General features: G+C 64.1%; 17 protein-coding genes. 10 read left to right on the top strand and 7 right to left on the bottom strand.

From position 1 onward, the window contains the following. Positions 1–4 precede the first annotated feature (4 nt). Both argS and K3152_RS07025 read right to left on the bottom strand, forming a co-directional pair. Positions 5–1744, bottom strand: coding sequence for an arginine--tRNA ligase (gene argS / locus K3152_RS07020; protein WP_221573398.1), 1740 nt, complete (start codon positions 1742–1744; stop codon positions 5–7). A gap of 171 nt (positions 1745–1915) precedes the next feature. Then, positions 1916–2569, bottom strand: coding sequence for a hypothetical protein (locus K3152_RS07025; protein WP_221573399.1), 654 nt, complete (start codon positions 2567–2569; stop codon positions 1916–1918). 93 nt (positions 2570–2662) lie between these two features. On the opposite strand from K3152_RS07025, the gene ispH reads away from it, so the two are divergent. Genes ispH through rnhA form a run of 3 tightly spaced genes read left to right on the top strand, consistent with a single transcriptional unit; the run spans position 2663 to position 5096 of the window. Then, entirely contained in the window at positions 2663–3649 is a 987-nt protein-coding gene (gene ispH, locus K3152_RS07030) for a 4-hydroxy-3-methylbut-2-enyl diphosphate reductase (RefSeq protein WP_221573400.1), read from the top strand. 12 nt (positions 3650–3661) lie between these two features. Next, positions 3662–4618 carry a homoserine kinase gene (gene thrB / locus K3152_RS07035; protein WP_221573716.1) on the top strand — a complete coding sequence of 319 codons (957 nt, stop codon included), beginning with the start codon at positions 3662–3664 and terminating at the stop codon, positions 4616–4618. A 28-nt stretch (positions 4619–4646) separates the two neighbouring features. Beyond that, positions 4647–5096, top strand: coding sequence for a ribonuclease HI (rnhA, locus tag K3152_RS07040; protein ID WP_221573717.1), 450 nt, complete (start codon positions 4647–4649; stop codon positions 5094–5096). A 3-nt stretch (positions 5097–5099) separates the two neighbouring features. Here the strand turns inward: rnhA and K3152_RS07045 are convergent, their stop codons facing one another. The 3 genes from K3152_RS07045 to K3152_RS07055 form a co-directional block, all read right to left on the bottom strand. Then, positions 5100–5276: a YegP family protein gene (locus K3152_RS07045; RefSeq protein WP_221573401.1), complete on the bottom strand. Its 177-nt coding sequence runs from the start codon at positions 5274–5276 to the stop codon at positions 5100–5102. A gap of 67 nt (positions 5277–5343) precedes the next feature. After that, the gene (locus K3152_RS07050) at positions 5344–6441 is read right to left on the bottom strand and encodes an NAD(P)/FAD-dependent oxidoreductase (protein WP_221573402.1); all 1098 of its coding nucleotides are present in this window, start codon (positions 6439–6441) and stop codon (positions 5344–5346) included. After that, positions 6438–7412 (bottom strand): alpha/beta fold hydrolase, encoded by a 975-nt coding sequence (locus tag K3152_RS07055; protein WP_221573403.1) that lies wholly within the window; start codon positions 7410–7412, stop codon positions 6438–6440. The genes K3152_RS07050 and K3152_RS07055 overlap by 4 nt, the downstream gene beginning before the upstream one ends. Before the next feature lie 108 nt (positions 7413–7520). On the opposite strand from K3152_RS07055, the gene K3152_RS07060 reads away from it, so the two are divergent. The 7 genes from K3152_RS07060 (at position 7521) to K3152_RS07090 (ending at position 15032) form a co-directional block, all read left to right on the top strand. After that, positions 7521–8234 (top strand): A24 family peptidase, encoded by a 714-nt coding sequence (locus tag K3152_RS07060; protein ID WP_221573404.1) that lies wholly within the window; start codon positions 7521–7523, stop codon positions 8232–8234. A 91-nt stretch (positions 8235–8325) separates the two neighbouring features. Beyond that, the gene (gene cpaB, locus K3152_RS07065) at positions 8326–9402 is read left to right on the top strand and encodes a Flp pilus assembly protein CpaB (protein ID WP_221573405.1); all 1077 of its coding nucleotides are present in this window, start codon (positions 8326–8328) and stop codon (positions 9400–9402) included. A gap of 38 nt (positions 9403–9440) precedes the next feature. Beyond that, positions 9441–11018 carry a type II and III secretion system protein family protein gene (locus K3152_RS07070; protein ID WP_221573406.1) on the top strand — a complete coding sequence of 526 codons (1578 nt, stop codon included), beginning with the start codon at positions 9441–9443 and terminating at the stop codon, positions 11016–11018. A gap of 14 nt (positions 11019–11032) precedes the next feature. After that, positions 11033–11689, top strand: a complete 657-nt coding sequence (locus K3152_RS07075) for a CpaD family pilus assembly protein (protein WP_221573407.1) — start codon at positions 11033–11035, stop codon at positions 11687–11689. A gap of 3 nt (positions 11690–11692) precedes the next feature. Next, positions 11693–12967: a pilus assembly protein CpaE gene (locus K3152_RS07080; RefSeq protein WP_221573408.1), complete on the top strand. Its 1275-nt coding sequence runs from the start codon at positions 11693–11695 to the stop codon at positions 12965–12967. Between the two features lie 87 nt (positions 12968–13054). Further along, positions 13055–14026: a type II secretion system F family protein gene (locus tag K3152_RS07085; protein ID WP_221573409.1), complete on the top strand. Its 972-nt coding sequence runs from the start codon at positions 13055–13057 to the stop codon at positions 14024–14026. Positions 14027–14048: 22 nt separating this feature from the next. Then, the gene (locus K3152_RS07090) at positions 14049–15032 is read left to right on the top strand and encodes a type II secretion system F family protein (protein WP_221573410.1); all 984 of its coding nucleotides are present in this window, start codon (positions 14049–14051) and stop codon (positions 15030–15032) included. 54 nt (positions 15033–15086) lie between these two features. Here K3152_RS07090 and K3152_RS07095 read toward each other — a convergent pair whose 3' ends face one another. Next, entirely contained in the window at positions 15087–15557 is a 471-nt protein-coding gene (locus K3152_RS07095; protein WP_221573411.1) for a MarR family winged helix-turn-helix transcriptional regulator, read from the bottom strand. A 65-nt stretch (positions 15558–15622) separates the two neighbouring features. Further along, positions 15623–16495 carry a crotonase/enoyl-CoA hydratase family protein gene (locus K3152_RS07100; RefSeq protein WP_221573412.1) on the bottom strand — a complete coding sequence of 291 codons (873 nt, stop codon included), beginning with the start codon at positions 16493–16495 and terminating at the stop codon, positions 15623–15625. Between the last annotated feature and the right edge of the window lie 99 nt (positions 16496–16594).

Here is a 16594-nt window from a genome sequence, read left to right on the forward strand (position 1 = left end):
TCGTTTACATCTCCTCCACCGCCTCGACACCCAATATGCCGAGACCGTTGCGGATTACTTGCCCGACCTGCGCCGCCACGAACAGGCGTGCGGCGGTCAGCTCGGCATCATCCTCCTGGATAATCCGCTTTGCCGGGTCATCGTTACCCGCATTCCAGAAACTGTGGAAGGCAGCGGCCAGATCGCCGAGGAAAAAGGCGATGCGATGCGGCTCGCGCGCCTTGGCGGCGGCTTCGACCACGCGCGGGAATTGCGCCGCTTCGCGCACCAGCACCAGTTCGTCCGCGCCGAGGCGGTCCAGATGCGCATCGCTTGGCTCGACACCTGCCTTGCGCAGCGTAGAGCGGATGCGGGCGTGCGCATATTGCAGGTAGAAGACCGGGTTGTCCTTGCTGGCCTCGACGACCTTGGCGAAGTCGAATTCCATCTGCGCTTCGGGCTTGCGGGTGAGCATGGTGAACCGCACCACGTCCTTGCCCACTTCCTTCACTACATCGGCCAGCGTCACGAAGGTGCCCGCGCGCTTGGACATCTTCACCGGCTCGCCATTGCGGACGAGGTTGACCATCTGCACCAGCTTGACGTCGAAAGGCACATCGCGGCCTGCGCCCTTGGTCAGGGCGGCGACGGCGGCCTTGATGCGCTTGACCGTACCCGCGTGGTCCGCGCCCCAGATATCGATGAGCGCATCGGCGCTTTCGGCCTTCTGGAAATGATAAGCGAGGTCGGCGCCGAAATAGGTCCACGCGCCGTTCGACTTCTTGATGGGGCGGTCTTGGTCGTCGCCGAATTCGGTCGAGCGGAACAGCGGCAGTTCGACCGGCTCCCAGTCCTCGGGAGGAGCCTTGCCCTTGGGCGCTTCGAGCACGCCATCATAGACGAAACCATGCTCGCGCAGCCACGCCTCGGCCTCTTCGGGCTTGCCGGCGGCCTGCAGCTTCGCCTCGGAAGAAAACAGGTCGTGATGAATGCCGAGCAGCGAGAGGTCCTCGCGAATCATGTCCATCATCGCGGCGACGGCGCGCTCGCGGAACTGGGCGAGCCATTCGCTTTCAGGCGCGTGTTTGTAGGCATCGCCGAATTCCTGCGCGAGCTTCTTGCCGACGGGAATGAGGTAATCGCCCGGATAGAGGCCTTCGGGAATGGCGCCGATATCTTCGCCCAGCGCCTCGCGGTAGCGCAGGTGCGCCGAACGGGCGAGAACGTCGACCTGCCCGCCCGCATCGTTGACGTAATATTCGCGCGTGACCTTGTGGCCGGAAAATTCGAGCAATCCTGCCAGCGCATCACCCACCACCGCGCCGCGGCAATGCCCCATGTGCATCGGCCCCGTCGGATTGGCCGAGACATATTCGACGTTTACGACCTTGCCGCCGCCGACTTGCGAGCGACCATAGTCCTCGCCCAGCGCGGCGATGGCTTTCAGCTCGCGCAGCCATGCCTGTTCGGACAGGCGAAGGTTGATGAAACCGGGGCCGGCAATACTCGCCTCGGTGATATCGGGCTCGCGTTGCAGGTGCTCGACAATCAGTTCGGCAAGGGCGCGAGGATTGGTCTTGGCCTGCTTGGCCAGCACCATGGCGGCATTGGTCGCAAGGTCGCCATGCGAAGGGTCGCGCGGCGGCTCGACAGTTACGTTTGCGCGGTTGGTCTCGGGCGGAAGGTGGCCTTCCATCTCGAGGGCGTTGAGAACGGCGTCGATTTTCGCCGCGAAACCGGCGTGCAGGGTCTGGATGTCGGACATGCACGCGCGCCTAGACGATTGGCGCGAAATCGCAAGATGCCATCCAGCGCTGGAGGGCTGCAAATCGCGCCTCCGAACGCTTCCGGTGCTCACGGGCTAGATGCCCGCTGCGCTCCCGGTCATTCGACAGCCCGATTTTCGCACCTCCATCATCTGGATGGCGAACACAGATTAACGCGTGGCGTTGTACTTGAGCTGGTCCTGCGTCAGCTGGAACCCGACGAGCATCTCGAAGCTGGCGCGCTGGACTGCGGCGCGCACTTCGGGATCGGCCAGCGGGTCGAGCGCGGCATCGGGGTCGCCCGGCTTGCGCTTGCGGGTGATTTTCTCGCGAATGTCGGCAGGAAGCGTGGCTTCGGCGCGATCAACATAGGCACCCGCCTTGCCTGTCGCCACTGCGCGCTCCGCACCATCGGCGAAGTTCAGCGTGACCGTGCCGACGCGCTTGGAAACGACGGCACTTCCGCCGCGAAGGACAGTGGTGAAGTAAGGAAGCTGCACGCTGCGTGCGCCGCGCACATCGGTGCGGCGGGCGACGACATTGAAGGTAGCCTCGGTGTAGACGCGCTCGACATCTTCATTGCAGGTCGAGGTGAGGTCGGTCATCGCCGCAGTCACATCGAGGTCGGCGAGCGTCTTGGAAGTTTCGCTGCGGAACAGCGTCACGTCGCCGGTGTAATCGGGAATGCCGACTGCCGGGCAGGTCGTGCGCAGCGCGGTGATACCCGCGCCGCCGGCGTCAACCACCAGTTCACCTGACGACTTGCATCCTGCCAGCGCAAGACCCAGTCCAAGGGCGGTCAGGAGGCGATTGCGAGTGTTCATATCGGCGGCATTCCTCAAGTGTTCGTATGCATGGCAAGCCATGGGCGACGCGTCCCCTAGCTTGGCGCGATGCAAAGCGCTAGGGGGGCGGGTATGAACGCTCCCTTTCAATCCCCGAATGAAAATAGCGGCAATGCCGACCCGCGCCTGCCGTTAAAGCTGCTGATTGCCGCGCCGCGCGGTTTTTGCGCCGGTGTCGACCGTGCCATCGAAATCGTCGAGCGCGCGCTCGAGAAATATGGCGCGCCGGTCTATGTGCGGCACGAAATCGTCCATAACCGCTATGTGGTCGACAGCCTGAAGGCCAAGGGCGCGATTTTCGTCGAGGAACTGGACGAAGTGCCCGACGATGTGCCCGTGGTCTTTTCCGCGCATGGCGTGCCCAAATCGGTGCCTGCCGAAGCCGACCGCCGCAAGCTGCTCTATGTCGATGCGACCTGCCCACTGGTGAGCAAGGTCCACCGCCAGGCCGAACGGCAGATCGAAAAGGGCCAGCACATCCTCTTCATCGGTCACGCGGGCCATCCCGAAGTCATCGGGACGATGGGGCAGGTGCCCGAGGGCCAGATAACGCTGGTCGAAACGGTCGAGGATGTAGCCACCCTGCCCTTCACCAGCGATGACAACCTTTCTTATCTCAGCCAGACCACGCTTTCGGTCGACGACACGCACGAGATTATCGAGGCATTGGAAGCGCGCTTCCCGCAAATCGTCGCGCCCAAGGCGGAGGACATTTGCTACGCCACCAGCAACCGGCAGGCGGCGGTAAAAATCATCGGCCCGTCGAGCGACCTCGTGCTGGTCATCGGTGCACCCAATTCCTCCAACTCGCTGCGGCTCGTCGAAGTGGCAGAGCGGCTGGGTACCGATGCGAAGCTCATCCAGCGCGCCGATGAAATCCAGCCTGAATGGCTCGAAGGCGTGGGGACACTCGGCCTCACGGCGGGTGCTTCGGCGCCCGAAAAGCTGGTGCGCGAAGTGGTCGACCGCTTGTCCGAGTGGCGGCTGGTCGAGGAAAACCCGGTCGTGTCGGCAGAAGAAAACATGATTTTCAAACTGCCCCGCCAGCTCACGGAATAATTGGCCGAACAGGTGGCGGTCTACACCCATCTCGGCGCGGAAGAACTCGCGCGGCTGATTGCCGAGTATGACGTCGGCGAACTGGTCTCGGCCAAGGGTATCGCCGAGGGTGTGTCCAATTCGAACTGGCTGGTGGAGACGACCGGCGGGCGGTTCATCCTCACCATGTACGAGCGGCGCATCGATATTGCGCAGCTGCCCTTCTTCCTCGGCCTGCTCGACCATCTGGCAGCGGCAGGCTGCGCGGTCCCGGCGACCATTCACGACCGTTCGGGCGAAGCGCTGAGGGAGGTCGATGGCAAGGCGGTAGCGCTTATCGAGTTCCTGCCGGGTGTATCACCGAACGAGCCGACACCTGCGCAAGCTCGCGCGGTCGGTGCAGCGCTGGCGCGTGTGCATCTCGCGGCGAAAGATTTCATGCCGCAGCGCGAGAATGACCTCGCGCCGAAGGACACGTCGCGCATCCTCGACAAGTGCGGGATGGATGCCTTGCGCTCCATCGATGCGGCCTTACCCGAAATCGCAGAGAGGGCGCATCGTTTGGTCGAGCAATGGCCGGACGACCTGCCCCACTCCATCATCCATTCCGACCTCTTCCCCGACAACGTCCTGATGCTGGGCGACGAGGTTTCGGGGATGATAGACTTCTATTTCGCGGCGCACGACATGATGGCTTACGACCTCGCCGTGACCCATGCGGCCTGGTGCTTCGACAAGACCGGCGAGTTGTTCGATGCAGCGGTCGGCAAGGCACTGGTCGAAGGGTACGAGAACATCCGCCCGCTGGAACCTTCCGAACGCGAGGCGCTGCCCTTACTGGCCGAAGGTGCCTGCCTGCGCTTCGTTGCCAGCCGTGCGGAGGACTGGCTCGACACGCCCGCCGATGCCCATGTCCTGCGCAAGGACCCGATGGATTTCGTCCGCCGGTGGGATTTCTACCGTGATCAAGGCGCTGCGGCATTTGCCTGAACGCAAGCAGGCGCTAGAGACGCGCGCGATGAAGACAGTCGAGATTTTCACCGATGGTGCCTGCAAGGGCAATCCCGGCCCGGGCGGCTGGGGCGTGCTGCTGCGCATGGGCCCGCATGAGAAGGAAATGTCCGGCGCCGAGGTCGAGACGACCAACAACCGGATGGAAATGACCGCCGCCATCCGCGCATTGGAAGCGCTGCGCGAACCGTGCGAAGTCCTGCTCCACACCGACAGCAAATACGTGATCGATGGGATCACCAAGTGGATCCACGGTTGGAAAAAGAAGGGCTGGAAAAACTCGGCCAAGAAGCCGGTGATCAATGAAGACCTGTGGCGCGAGCTCGATGCCCTGCGCGGCAAGCACCAGGTAACCTGGCACTGGGTGAAGGGCCACTCCGGCCACGCGGAAAACGAGCGGGTGGACCAGCTCGCCAGCGACGCGGCCGAGGCCATCGCCGCTGGCGGTGATTGCTAGGCGTTACGAATTGTCGACGGTTTCCGCGCCGGGGCCGTTCTTCTTGATCGACGCGATGGCGTTCTTGGCGCTTTCCTTCGAGCTGTAGCCTTCGGTCGAGAACATGATTTCCGAATTGTACTTGAAGCGCACGCGAAACTCGCCGGCCTTGTCCTTGTAGATTTCGAAATGGTGACCCATCGATGTTCTCCCGTTGATGGTTGGTAGTTCTTGCGAAGCGCCACCCTATCAAACGAAACGCGCTTGGCTAGTCGAAGCGTGCCGGGTCATAAAGCGCAGCATCGAGCCCCCGCGTCATGTCGTCGCGGTCCAGCCCAAGCAGCAATTGCGCGGCAAGGCGCGCGGCGGCCGGAGAGGTCTGGATGCCGTAGCCGCCCTGCCCGGCAAACCAGGCAAAACCTTCGACCCTCGGGTCCCGGCCATAGACCGGCAGGCGGTCTGGCGCGAAGCTGCGCAGGCCCGCCCAGCGGCGCTCGACCGCCTCGACCTTCCAGTCGACGACCTTTTCGAGCCGGTCGATGGCCTCGGCCACGGTCAGTTCCTCGGGCGCGGCATCGCACGGCGCGCTAGGCTGCTCGTCATGCGGGCTGAGCCACAAGCGACCCGCTTCGGGCTTGAAGTAGAAAGTCCCCCCGATATCGAGCACGAGCGGCTGGTCGGGGTCGGGCGCGGGGCTGGTCCGCAACTGGGCGACGGTGCGCAGCAAGGGCTGGATGCCGAGCGCGCGGGCTCCGGCCATTTGCGCGACTGTGTCGGCCCATGCACCGGCAGCGTTTACGAGATTTGCGGCAGCAAAACCACGTTCATCCTCGCATCCGATGCTCCACACGCCTTCCGACTTCGCGACACGCGAAACACGTGCGCGGCATTCGAGGACGACCCCTGCCCTGCGTGCACGAGAGAGATAATGCGCGTGGAGCCCCGCCACATCGATATCCGCGCAGGCCGGCTCCCAGACCGCTCCGGTCCATGCTTCGCGCAAGCTCTCGATACGTGTCTCGAGCCCTTCCCTGCCGAGCCTTTCGATGGTCGCGCCGGTCTTGCCGAAGCGCTCCATGAAGGCATCGAGTTCGCCCGCATCCTCGTCGCGCCCGATGTAGAGCGCGCCGCGCCGGGTGAGGAAGCCGTTGTCGCGCAGGTAATCGCCCGAGGCGAGCGTCAGCGGGACAAGTTCGGGGCCGCCATAACATTCCTCCCAGAACGCCGCCGAACGTCCGGTGGCGTGGTAGCCGGGCCGGTCCTCGGCCTCGAGCAGCAGCACGCGCGCGCCGCCCTCGGCCAGTTCGGCAGCAAGGCTGGCTCCGGCAATCCCGGCTCCGACAAGGGCGAAATCGAAAAAGGTCACGGTTGCGGCGGAGCTACCCGGTCGAGGAAGTCGGCAATCGCGCCCATCGCCCGGTCCCGCACTTCGGGCACCTCGCGCAGGATTTCATGGTGCGCCTCCTCGCCGAATTCGGCCAATTCCCCCTTGGGAAAGCGCTGTGCGGCCCGCGCCGCAGCATCATGCCTGACCAGCTTGTCGTTCGAGGTGGATACGACGAGGACGGGAGTGGACACCTTTTCCATCACGCCCGGCGCTTCGAGTTCGCGGGTCGAGGCATAGGCGCGCTCCACCCAGCCCCAGCTGCCCGGACCCATGGCAAGTTCGGGCCGCTTTTCGCGCCAGTAGAGTTCGTCCTCGTAGCGGGCATCGTCATGCGTCAGCAGGTCGCGGCGGCGCGAGGGCATTTCGCCCGGCTTCTCGCTCCACTTCCATGCGGGGCGCTTGGGCGAACCGATGCGCGCCATCACGCGCGCGACCGAATGGAGCACCGCGAGCGGCAGCGGCGGCCCCGCCATGCCGAGCATCGGTGCCGATAGCACCATGGCATCCGGATCGACCGCCCCGTCGATCAGTGCGCGCGTGACGATATGGCCGCCCATCGAGTGCGCGACGAGGACATGCGGCCCCGGAGATTCTGCCTTCCAGGCGGTCCAGAAGTGTTCGAGGTCGGCGACCCATGTGTCGAAATCATCGACATGGCCGGTCAGCGCATCGTCGCCCAACCGCCCCGAGCCTGCCTGCCCGCGCCAGTCGGCAGCGGTCACTTTCCAGCCCGCGCGATGCCATTCTTCCAGGCTTTCGAGATATTTTTCGTAGAAATCGCCGCGCCCGGGGAGGAACAGCAGCGAGCCGCGCTTGCCCCCGCCCCCGTACTCGCCCGCACCCGGCCAGTCGATACGGCGCAACTCGTGTCCATCAGCCGCCTGCCAGCGGCTTTCCGCGGCATGCGCAGGAATTGTCCTGCGGTCGATGGAGTCGCCGCTGCGGGTCATGGTCGTTTCGGGAATGGGAACCTCCGTTGCGAATTCCGGGCCATGGTTACTCTTTGGTAAGCATGTTTCTGTAGCTCTCCTGCCCATTAGATATTCGCAGGGCAGGTCATGGACCAACAGATTCTCAACTATGTGCTCCTCGGCGCCTTGGCAATGGCGCTGCTGGTTGCCGCCTTCACCGATCTGAAGAGCCGCACCATCGCCAACAAGCTGAACATTGCGATTGCCGCGGGCGCGCCGCTGTACTGGTGGACCAGCGGCCTGTCGCTGTGGCCGGGCGTGGGATACCAGCTGGGCATCGCCGCCATCACCCTTGCCGTGTGCGCCCTGTTCTTCGCCATCCGCCAGATGGGCGGCGGCGACGTGAAACTGCTGACCGCGCTCGCGCTGTGGTTCCCGCCGAGCAACTTCATCGGCCTCGTGCTCATCATGGCCATGCTCGGCTGGGTGCTGACGCTGGCCATGGGCATCTGGGGTGTCGCCCATTCGCGCGTCGTCGGCGCCAAGCCGGTGCGCGACACCACCTTGCTCATCGCCTGCACGCTCGTTGCCGCCAATTTTGCCAGCGCCGTGCTCGGCGGTCCGAAACTGGCCATTCCGCAGCCGCTGATCGATTCGCTGGGTTCGAATCCGGCCATGTCGATTCTGCTCGCGATGCTGCCGATTGCCATCCTGGCGGTCGTCACGCTCGCCTCTATTCGCATCATCCGCCGGCACGAGCACCAGCCGCGCGTCCCCTACGGCCTCGCCATCTCGATGGCGGGCCTGTGGATAGTTGCAGGCGGGCTCGCGGCAGGAATGTCGGGCAATCCGGTCGGCTGAAACCCGATTTTAACCAATCGCCACTTACAGATGGAAACCATAGCTGCCCGCACACGAATCCAAGCGGGCCATACGAGGGGGCTTAATAGCCATGGATAGGAAGAAGCTTGTTCTGCTGGTTGGCGCACTGGTCGTTGCGATCGGTACCGCACTTATCGCCCGCAGCATGTTCGCAGGAGCAGCCGCTCCGCAGGCAGAGGCCGCTGCGGTGGTCGAAGCACAGGGACCCAAGATCCTCGTCGCGCAGCGTGCGCTGCCGGCAGGGACCATCATCACGGCAGACGCCATCGGCTTCCAGCTGTGGCCCGAAGAGCTGGTCCAGGATGCCTACTTCCTCGACGGCGAGGCCGACGTGACCAAGCTCATCGGCACGGTGGTGCGTCACAATGTGACCGCCGGCGAACCGGTGACCCAGGGCTCGCTCGTGAGCCCCGGCGACCGCGGCTTCCTCGCAGCAGCCCTCACCCCCGGCATGCGCGCCATCACCGTTCCGGTGGACGCCAAGGCCGGTGTGGCAGGCTTCGTTTTCCCGGGTGACCGGGTCGACATGGTCCTGACCCAGTCGGTCAAGGGCGAAGACGGCCCCTCGCTCAAAGCGTCGGAAACCATCCTTCGTAACCTTCGCGTCCTTGCGACCGACCAGTCGACCACGCAGAGCAAGAAGGACGGCCGCACCGTGGTCCGCGCTTTCCGCACCGTTACCCTCGAAGTGACGCCGACGATTGCCGAAAAGGTGGCCGTTGCGCAGACCCTCGGCACGCTCAGCCTCGCGCTGCGCCCGCTGGCCGACAGCCAGGGCGAACTCGACAAGGCCATCGCATCGGGTGACCTCGTGATCCCCGAAGGCGCCACGCCCGAAGAAGAAGAAGCGCTCATCCGCGAAGTCGCCGGTCGTCCCGACGATGGCAAGAGCACCTATGTCACCGGCGGCGACGTCTCGCGCTTCCAGCGCAGCTCGGCCCCCGCACAGGGTCGCCAGGCAGCCAGCAGTGGCGGCGGTAGCGGTGAAGCTGCACCCGTTCGCAAGGGTCCGACGGTCATCGTGACCCGTGGACGCAACTCGCAGGCCGTGAACGCCGGTCCGGTCGGTCGCTACAATGCGGCTGTCGCAGGCGGCGTGAGCAAGGCTGGCAAGACCGCTCCGGTCGGCCTGAGCACCTTGCGTTGATTTTAGAACAGACAGGAAGCCATTCAGGGGGCAATTCCATGAAACGTCGTCTTACCACCAAGCTCCTGCTCGCCAGCATGGCCCTCGTGCCGCTCGCAGCAGTCCCGGCAACCACTGCCACCGCGCAGTCGGTCGTCAAGCCGAACACCGAGATCGTCCTTTCGATCGGTTCGGGTGAACTCGTCAACGTGCCGGGAACCATGGCCGATGTCTTCATCGCCAACGATTCCATCGCCGATGTGCAGATCAAGTCGCAGCGCCAGCTGTACCTGTTCGGCAAGTCGGGCGGTGAAACCACCGTCTACGCCAGCAATGCAGCGGGCGACATCATCTGGGCCAGCACCATCCGCGTCGGCTCGAACATCGGCAGCATCGACCAGATGCTGGCGCTGGCGATGCCGCAGGCCAAGGTCAATGTCGCGACGATGGGCACCAACACGATCCTCCTGACCGGCACCGTTGCCGCTCCGGAAGATGCCGCCGATGCCCAGGCGCTGGTCGAAGCCTATGTCGGCGAAGACACGAACGTCATCAGCCGCCTGCGCATGGCGACGCCGCTGCAGGTCAATCTGCAGGTCCGCATCGCCGAAGTCAGCCGTTCGGTCGTCAAGGCCATCGGCGTGAACCTCGCCACGGCAGACTTTACCGACGGCTTCCAGTTCGGTGTCGGCAAGGGAAGCTTCCTGCAGAACGAGGAAGGTTTCTTCTATGGTGCCCCGCTTGGTGTTGGCGTTACCGCCAGCACGGCAGGCATCGACCCGACGACCGGTGAACTCGCCAAGATCACCGGGCCGTCCGTCGGCGCTACCGACCTCGGCAACACGCTGGGCTTTGCCGGTCGCCTTCTCGGCCTCGACATCATCGGCGCGCTCGACCTGGCCGAAACGCAGGGCCTCGTGACCACGCTGTCGCAGCCGAACCTGACCGCCCTGTCGGGCGAAACGGCGGAATTCCTCGCCGGTGGCGAATTCCCGATCCCGCTCAGCCAGGGCCTGGGTTCGACCTCCATCGAGTACAAGAAATACGGTGTCAGCCTCGCCTACACGCCGACCGTGCTTGCCAACGGCCGCATCTCGATGCGCGTGCGTCCGGAAGTTTCGGAACTGTCGACGCAAGGGTCGATCAACCTCAACGGCTTCAACGTGCCGTCGCTGGTGACCCGCCGCACCGAGACCACGGTCGAACTGGGCTCGGGCCAGAGCATGATGATTGCCGGCCTGCTGTCGAACTCGGCGCAGAACTCGATCGAGAAGGCACCGGGCCTCGGCGATGTGCCGATCCTGGGTAACCTCTTCCGCTCGACCTCGTACCGCAAGGGCGAAACCGAACTGGTCATCGTGGTCACGCCGTATCTGGTGAAGCCGGTGAATGCGAACGACATCCGCCTGCCGACCGACGGTTACCTCAAGCCGACCGAATACCAGCGACTGCTGCAGTATCGCGAAGCCGACGGTGTCTCGGGCGCAACCCGCCCGATGCCGACGGCAACCGGTGAGGCCGCAAGCCCGCAGGTTTCGCAGGGTCCCGCCCAGCCGGGCGAACAGGTGGCTGCCTCGCCCGAGGCACGCCGTAACGAGAAGACCGCGGCGGCCAAGCCCGGCTTCAGCTTCGAATAAGGGAGACGAGGACAATGCGTACCATCAACACTCGCAAACTCGCCGCTCCGCTGGCGGTCTCGCTTGCCCTGACGCTTGGTGCATGCGGCGGCGTCAACATGGACAACCGCACTCTCTACAGCGTCAAGCAGCCGGTGGTCGAACGTTCGAACTACGTGCTCGACGTGAACACCACCAGTGAAGGCCTGCCCATTTCAGAGCAGCAGCGCCTTGCCGGCTGGTTCGAGAGCATGGGCCTTCGCTATGGCGACCGTGTTTCGATCGACGACGGCAGTGCCAATCTCGCCGTGCGCGACGATGTAGCTGCCATTGCCGGCCGCTATGGCATCATGGTTGCCGAAGGCGCCCCGGTTACCGCCGGTGCCGGCAATCCCGGCCAGGCGCGCGTCATCATCACGCGTACCAGCGCATCGGTTCCGGGCTGCCCGGACTGGTCGCACACGGCCGAAGAGAACGAACTCAATTCGACCAATCCGAACTACGGCTGCTCCGTGAACAGCAACCTTGCTGCCATGGTCGCCAATCCGGAAGATCTCGTGGTGGGCCAGCAGGGCTCGGGCGAGACGATCGTCACCACCCACACCAAGGCGATCGAAACCTACCGCGACCAGGAGCCGACCGGCAAGGCCGGACTGCCGCAGGTCAGCACCAGCTCAGGAGGAGGCAAGTAAGTCATGAGCGGATTTTCCAAATCGGGCGGCATGCCCGGCAACCGCGACCCGTTCGCTGCCTATATCTGCGACGAGACTGCGCTGGACGTCCTGCGCCCGGTGGTCATCGAACTCGGCTGGCAGCCGGAGAAGTGCAACAAGGGCGGCCTGCGTAACGCCGTCCAGTCGCTCTCGGTCTCGGCCAGCCCGAACATCCTGATGGTGGACCTGTCGGAAAGCGGCGACCCGCTCAACGACATCAACGCGCTGGCCGAGGTTTGCGAACCCGGCACGGTCGTGATCGCCATCGGCCAGGTCAACGACGTGCGCCTCTATCGCGACCTGCTCGCAAGCGGCATCCACGACTATCTCCTGAAGCCGCTGTCGGCCTCGGTCCTGCGCGACTCGCTCAATGCAGCGCAGCAGGTCTTCTCGGCACCGCGCGGCGGTGAAGCCGAAACGGTCAAGAGCCATATTTCGACCGCGATCATCGGCACGCGCGGCGGTGTGGGTGCCTCCACCCTCGCCACCTCGCTCGCCTGGCACTACAGCGCCGACAAGCGCATGCCGACCGCACTGCTCGACCTCGACGTGCACTTCGGCACCGGCGCGCTCACGCTCGACCTCGAGCCGGGCCGCGGCCTGACCGACGCGATCGACAACCCCAGCCGTATCGACGGGCTGTTCATCGAACGCGCCATGATCCGCGCGAACGACAACCTCGCCCTGCTCTCGGCCGAGGCTCCGATCAACTCGCCGCTGATGACCGACGGCGCGGCCTTCCTGCAGCTGCAGGAAGAATTCCGCCATGCCTTCGAGATGACGCTGGTCGATTTGCCGCGCAACATGCTGATCAACTTCCCGCATGTTCTCAACGACGTGAATGTCGGCGTGGTGGTCTGCGAAATGACGCTGGCTTCGGCCCGCGACACCATTCGCGTGCTGAGCTGGCTCAAGGCCAACGCCGGTCACGTGACCCCGCTGGTCGTCGCCAACAAGGTCCAGCCGGGCACCGCCGAAATCAGCAAGGCCGATTTCGAAGCCTCGATCGAACGCAAGCTCGATGTCATCATCCCCTTCGACCAGAAGGGTGCCAGCGCGGCAGCCAAGCTCGGCAAGACCTTCATCGACGCCAACGGCTCGAGCAAGGTTTCCGGCGCCATCAAGCAGGTCGCCAGCAAGATCATCGGCCTCGGCGATGCCGACGGTGAAGGCGAAGGCGAAGACGGCGGCAAGAAGAAGTCCGGCGGGTTCGACCTCAAGGGTCTGCTCGGCAAGAAGGACAAGGCCGACGCCTGATACGCAAAAAGAGGAAGGGCGGGTCATCGGGAACCGCCCTTCCCCCACAATTTCGAAGTTTTGAACGCACGGGACGGAGTAGGTTAGATGAACATGATACAGCTTGTGATGCTTGCTGGCGGTGTCCTGGTCCTGCTCGTCCTGGCATATGCAGCCTTCGCCGGCCCCAATGCCGCCAAGGCCAGCCAGCGCCGTCTCCAGCAGGTCCGTTTCCGTCACTCGGAAAGCACCGACGCCAAGGTGGAATCGCAGCTGAAGAAGGCGATTGCCGCGCGCAAGCCCAAGAAGTTCACCAAGGCGGGTTCGGGCTCGCGCGTCGAAGCGCTGGCTATGCGGCTCGACCGGACCGGCAAGGGCTGGACGCTGAGCCAGTATACCTACGCCTGCGTCGGCGTCGGTCTGGTCGTGGCCGTGGTCCTGTTCCTGCGCACCGCCTCGCTGCCGCTGTCCTTCGCAATCGGCGTTGCTGCGGGTGCGGGTATCCCCCACTTCATCGTGGGACGCGCAATCAAGAGCCGCACCAACAAGTTCAACACGAAATTTGCCGACGCTATCGAATTGCTCGTACGCGGCCTGCGCTCGGGTCTGCCCGTCACCGAGACCCTCAACGTGGTCTCGCAGGAAGTCCCCGGCCCCGTGGGCGAGGAATTCAAGGGCATCGTCGAGCGTATCAAGATCGGTCGCACGATGGAGGAATCGCTCCAGGAAACCGCCGACCGCCTCGGCATCCCCGAATTCAACTTCTTCTGCATCACGCTCGCGATCCAGCGCGAAACCGGTGGTAACCTTGCCGAGACGCTGTCGAACCTCGGCGACGTGCTGCGCAAACGCTCGCAGATGAAGCTCAAGATCAAGGCGATGAGCTCGGAATCGAAAGCTTCCGCCTACATCGTCGGCGCCCTGCCCTTCATCGTCTTCATGCTCATCTGGTGGGTGAACCCGGGCTATCTCGGTGGCTTCTTCACCGACGACCGCCTCATCGTGGCGGGCATCGGCGGGCTTGTCTGGATGAGCATCGGCGCCTTCATCATGGCCAAGATGGTCAGCTTCGAAATCTAACCGACCGAGGGATCAAAAAATCATGGAATCCGGCCCAACGCTCCTAGGTTTCGACGTCATCCTCGTCGGTTCGATCCTTGCCGGGATCGCGGCAATGGCGGTGCTCTTCGCCATCTACACCGCGGTCACGATCAAGGATCCGATGCAGAAGCGCGTGAAAGCGCTCGAGGGACGGCGCGAGGAACTCAAACTCGGCCTCGTCACGGCCAGCGCCAAGAAGCGCACCAGCCTCGTGCGCAAGTCGGGCACCACCGACAAGGTGCGCGACACGCTCAAGGACATGAAGGTCCTGCAGGCGAGCCAGGTCGAAATGATGCAGCAGAAGCTGGCCTGGGCCGGTTTCCGCAACAAGGAAGTCGCCGTCCTGCTGATCGGCCTGCGCATGGTCGCGCCGATCATCCTCGGCATGGTCGCCGCCATCCTGCTCTATGTCGTCGAGATCTTCCCCGACTGGGAATTCAAGCGTGTTGCAGCGCTGTCGGCTGCGGTCTTCATCGGCTACAAGGGACCGGAGATCTATCTCAAGAATATCGCCAACAAGCGCACCGATGCCATCCGCAAGGGCCTTCCCGACGCGCTCGACCTGCTGGTCATTTGCGCCGAGGCCGGCCTGACCGTCGACGCCGCGTTCAACCGCGTGGCCAAGGAACTGGGCCGCGCCTATCCTGAACTCGGCGACGAATTCGCGCTGACCGCCATCGAGCTCTCATTCCTCAACGAACGCAAGAAGGCCTTCGACAATCTCGCCTATCGCGTGAACCTCGAAGCGGTGAAGGGCGTGGTCACGACCATGATCCAGACCGAACGCTACGGTACGCCGCTAGCATCGGCACTGCGCGTGCTCTCGGCGGAATTCCGTAACGAGCGCATGATGCGTGCAGAAGAAAAGGCAGCCCGCCTGCCGGCCATCATGACCATCCCGCTGATCATGTTCATCCTGCCGGTCCTGTTCATCTTCATCCTCGGACCCGCAGCCTGTTCGATTGCCGACGCCTTCTCGATGTAGGCAAGGCAGCCGGAAGGCAGAAAACCGAAGGAAGCGAGGGCCTCGCCGACTGTCCTAGTCGGCGAGGCTTTCTGCATCGAAGTCCCCGGCATTTTCGCGCAGGCGCGCCAGCATGTCGCGCATCTGCGCCTGCTCTTCCTCGTTGAGGACCGAGAACAGCTCTTCCTCGATGGCCAGCGCCAGCGGCATGATGCCGGCGTGCACCGCCCTGCCCTCTGCCGTGAGTTCGAGGAGGTGCGAGCGACCGTCTTTCGCATTGGGCTTGCGCTCCGCGAGCCCGCGGCTTTCCAGCGTCTTGCAGGCGCGGTTGACCGGCACCTTGTCCATCAGCGTCATCTGCGACAGCTCGCGCTGCGTGGTCGGCCCGCTATCGCCCAGCACCGCCATGATGCGCCACTCGGTGGTCTTCAGCGCGAAACGCTTGCGATACTGCTCTGCAATCCGGGTCGAGACCGCGTTGGACGCGACCGAGAGCTGGTAGGGCAGGAAGTCGGCGAGGCGCTTGGCGGGCTTGCGTGCAGTCATGACGCCTAGCTGTAACCCGCTTGTCGCACTTGGCAAGGTTTCGCCTGTGACTATTACACTTGCAACTACTCGAAGCCCGGCTCGTCCCACCAGGGATAGAAGTCGGGCATGTCCTCGCTGACAGTGTCGGGATAGGCGGGCGAACGCTTCTCGAGGAAGCTTGCGATACCCTCTTTGGCATCGGCACTCCGGCTCAGGCGATAGATGGAGCGGCTGTCGATCCTGTGCGCCATCATCGGATGCTCGGTGGCAGACAGGCGCCACAGCATCGCGCGGGTCATGCTGACCGAAACGGCAGAAGTGTTGTCGGCGATTTCGCGCGCCAGCCCCACGGCCGCATCCATCAGCTCTGCCTGCGGGTGGACCGAGCGCACCAGCCCGCGCTCCTTGGCCTCGGCGGCGTCGAACACGCGGCCCGTCATGCACCATTCGAGCGCGGTCTGCATGCCGACCAGCCGCGGGAGGAACCAGCTGGAAGCCGCCTCGGGCGTGATGCCGCGCCGGGCAAATACGAAGCCGAAACGCGCATTGTCACTGCAAAGGCGGATATCGAACGGCAGCTGCATCGTCGCGCCAACGCCCACCGCAACGCCGTTGCAGGCGCCTATCAGCGGCTTCATCGAATTGAACAGCCGCAAGACCAGCCGCCCGCCCCCGTCGCGCACGCGCTCGTCGGAAAGATCCTCGACCGGATTGGGATCGGAGAAGACGTGCCCACCGCCCTCGGGTCTCAAATCGGCCCCGGCGCAGAAGGCACGGTCGCCGTGGCCCGTGACGATGACCGCACGCACGCTGTCGTCGGCATCGGTCACGTCGAGCGCCTCGATGAATTCCTGCATCATCACGCGGGTGAAGGCATTCATCTTCTCGGGCCGGTGGAGCGTCACCGTGGCAATGCCATCGGCGATGTCGAGCTTGATTTGCGTGAAGTCGGTCATTGGGATTTCTCTCCTTCGGTCCCCTCAGGATGGAACACTTGGAACACGGTCCTGCGGCAAAATCCATCCCTCTCGCACATTGCGCAAAGCAGGGCAGGT

The organism is Qipengyuania polymorpha (assembly GCF_019711435.1).
GTDB lineage: Bacteria > Pseudomonadota > Alphaproteobacteria > Sphingomonadales > Sphingomonadaceae > Qipengyuania > Qipengyuania polymorpha.

Excerpts from the sequence above, each read along its gene's own strand:
- argS (WP_221573398.1), bottom strand. The coding sequence starts at position 1,744 with ATGTCCGACATCCAGACCCTGCACGCCGGTTTCGCGGCGAAAATCGAC.
- K3152_RS07025 (WP_221573399.1), bottom strand. The coding sequence starts at position 2,569 with ATGAACACTCGCAATCGCCTCCTGACCGCCCTTGGACTGGGTCTTGCG.
- ispH (WP_221573400.1), top strand. The coding sequence starts at position 2,663 with ATGAACGCTCCCTTTCAATCCCCGAATGAAAATAGCGGCAATGCCGAC.
- rnhA (WP_221573717.1), top strand. The coding sequence starts at position 4,647 with ATGAAGACAGTCGAGATTTTCACCGATGGTGCCTGCAAGGGCAATCCC.
- K3152_RS07045 (WP_221573401.1), bottom strand. The coding sequence starts at position 5,276 with ATGGGTCACCATTTCGAAATCTACAAGGACAAGGCCGGCGAGTTTCGC.
- K3152_RS07055 (WP_221573403.1), bottom strand. The coding sequence starts at position 7,412 with ATGACCCGCAGCGGCGACTCCATCGACCGCAGGACAATTCCTGCGCAT.
- K3152_RS07060 (WP_221573404.1), top strand. The coding sequence starts at position 7,521 with ATGGACCAACAGATTCTCAACTATGTGCTCCTCGGCGCCTTGGCAATG.
- cpaB (WP_221573405.1), top strand. The coding sequence starts at position 8,326 with ATGGATAGGAAGAAGCTTGTTCTGCTGGTTGGCGCACTGGTCGTTGCG.
- K3152_RS07070 (WP_221573406.1), top strand. The coding sequence starts at position 9,441 with ATGAAACGTCGTCTTACCACCAAGCTCCTGCTCGCCAGCATGGCCCTC.
- K3152_RS07075 (WP_221573407.1), top strand. The coding sequence starts at position 11,033 with ATGCGTACCATCAACACTCGCAAACTCGCCGCTCCGCTGGCGGTCTCG.
- K3152_RS07080 (WP_221573408.1), top strand. The coding sequence starts at position 11,693 with ATGAGCGGATTTTCCAAATCGGGCGGCATGCCCGGCAACCGCGACCCG.
- K3152_RS07085 (WP_221573409.1), top strand. The coding sequence starts at position 13,055 with ATGAACATGATACAGCTTGTGATGCTTGCTGGCGGTGTCCTGGTCCTG.
- K3152_RS07090 (WP_221573410.1), top strand. The coding sequence starts at position 14,049 with ATGGAATCCGGCCCAACGCTCCTAGGTTTCGACGTCATCCTCGTCGGT.
- K3152_RS07095 (WP_221573411.1), bottom strand. The coding sequence starts at position 15,557 with ATGACTGCACGCAAGCCCGCCAAGCGCCTCGCCGACTTCCTGCCCTAC.
- K3152_RS07100 (WP_221573412.1), bottom strand. The coding sequence starts at position 16,495 with ATGACCGACTTCACGCAAATCAAGCTCGACATCGCCGATGGCATTGCC.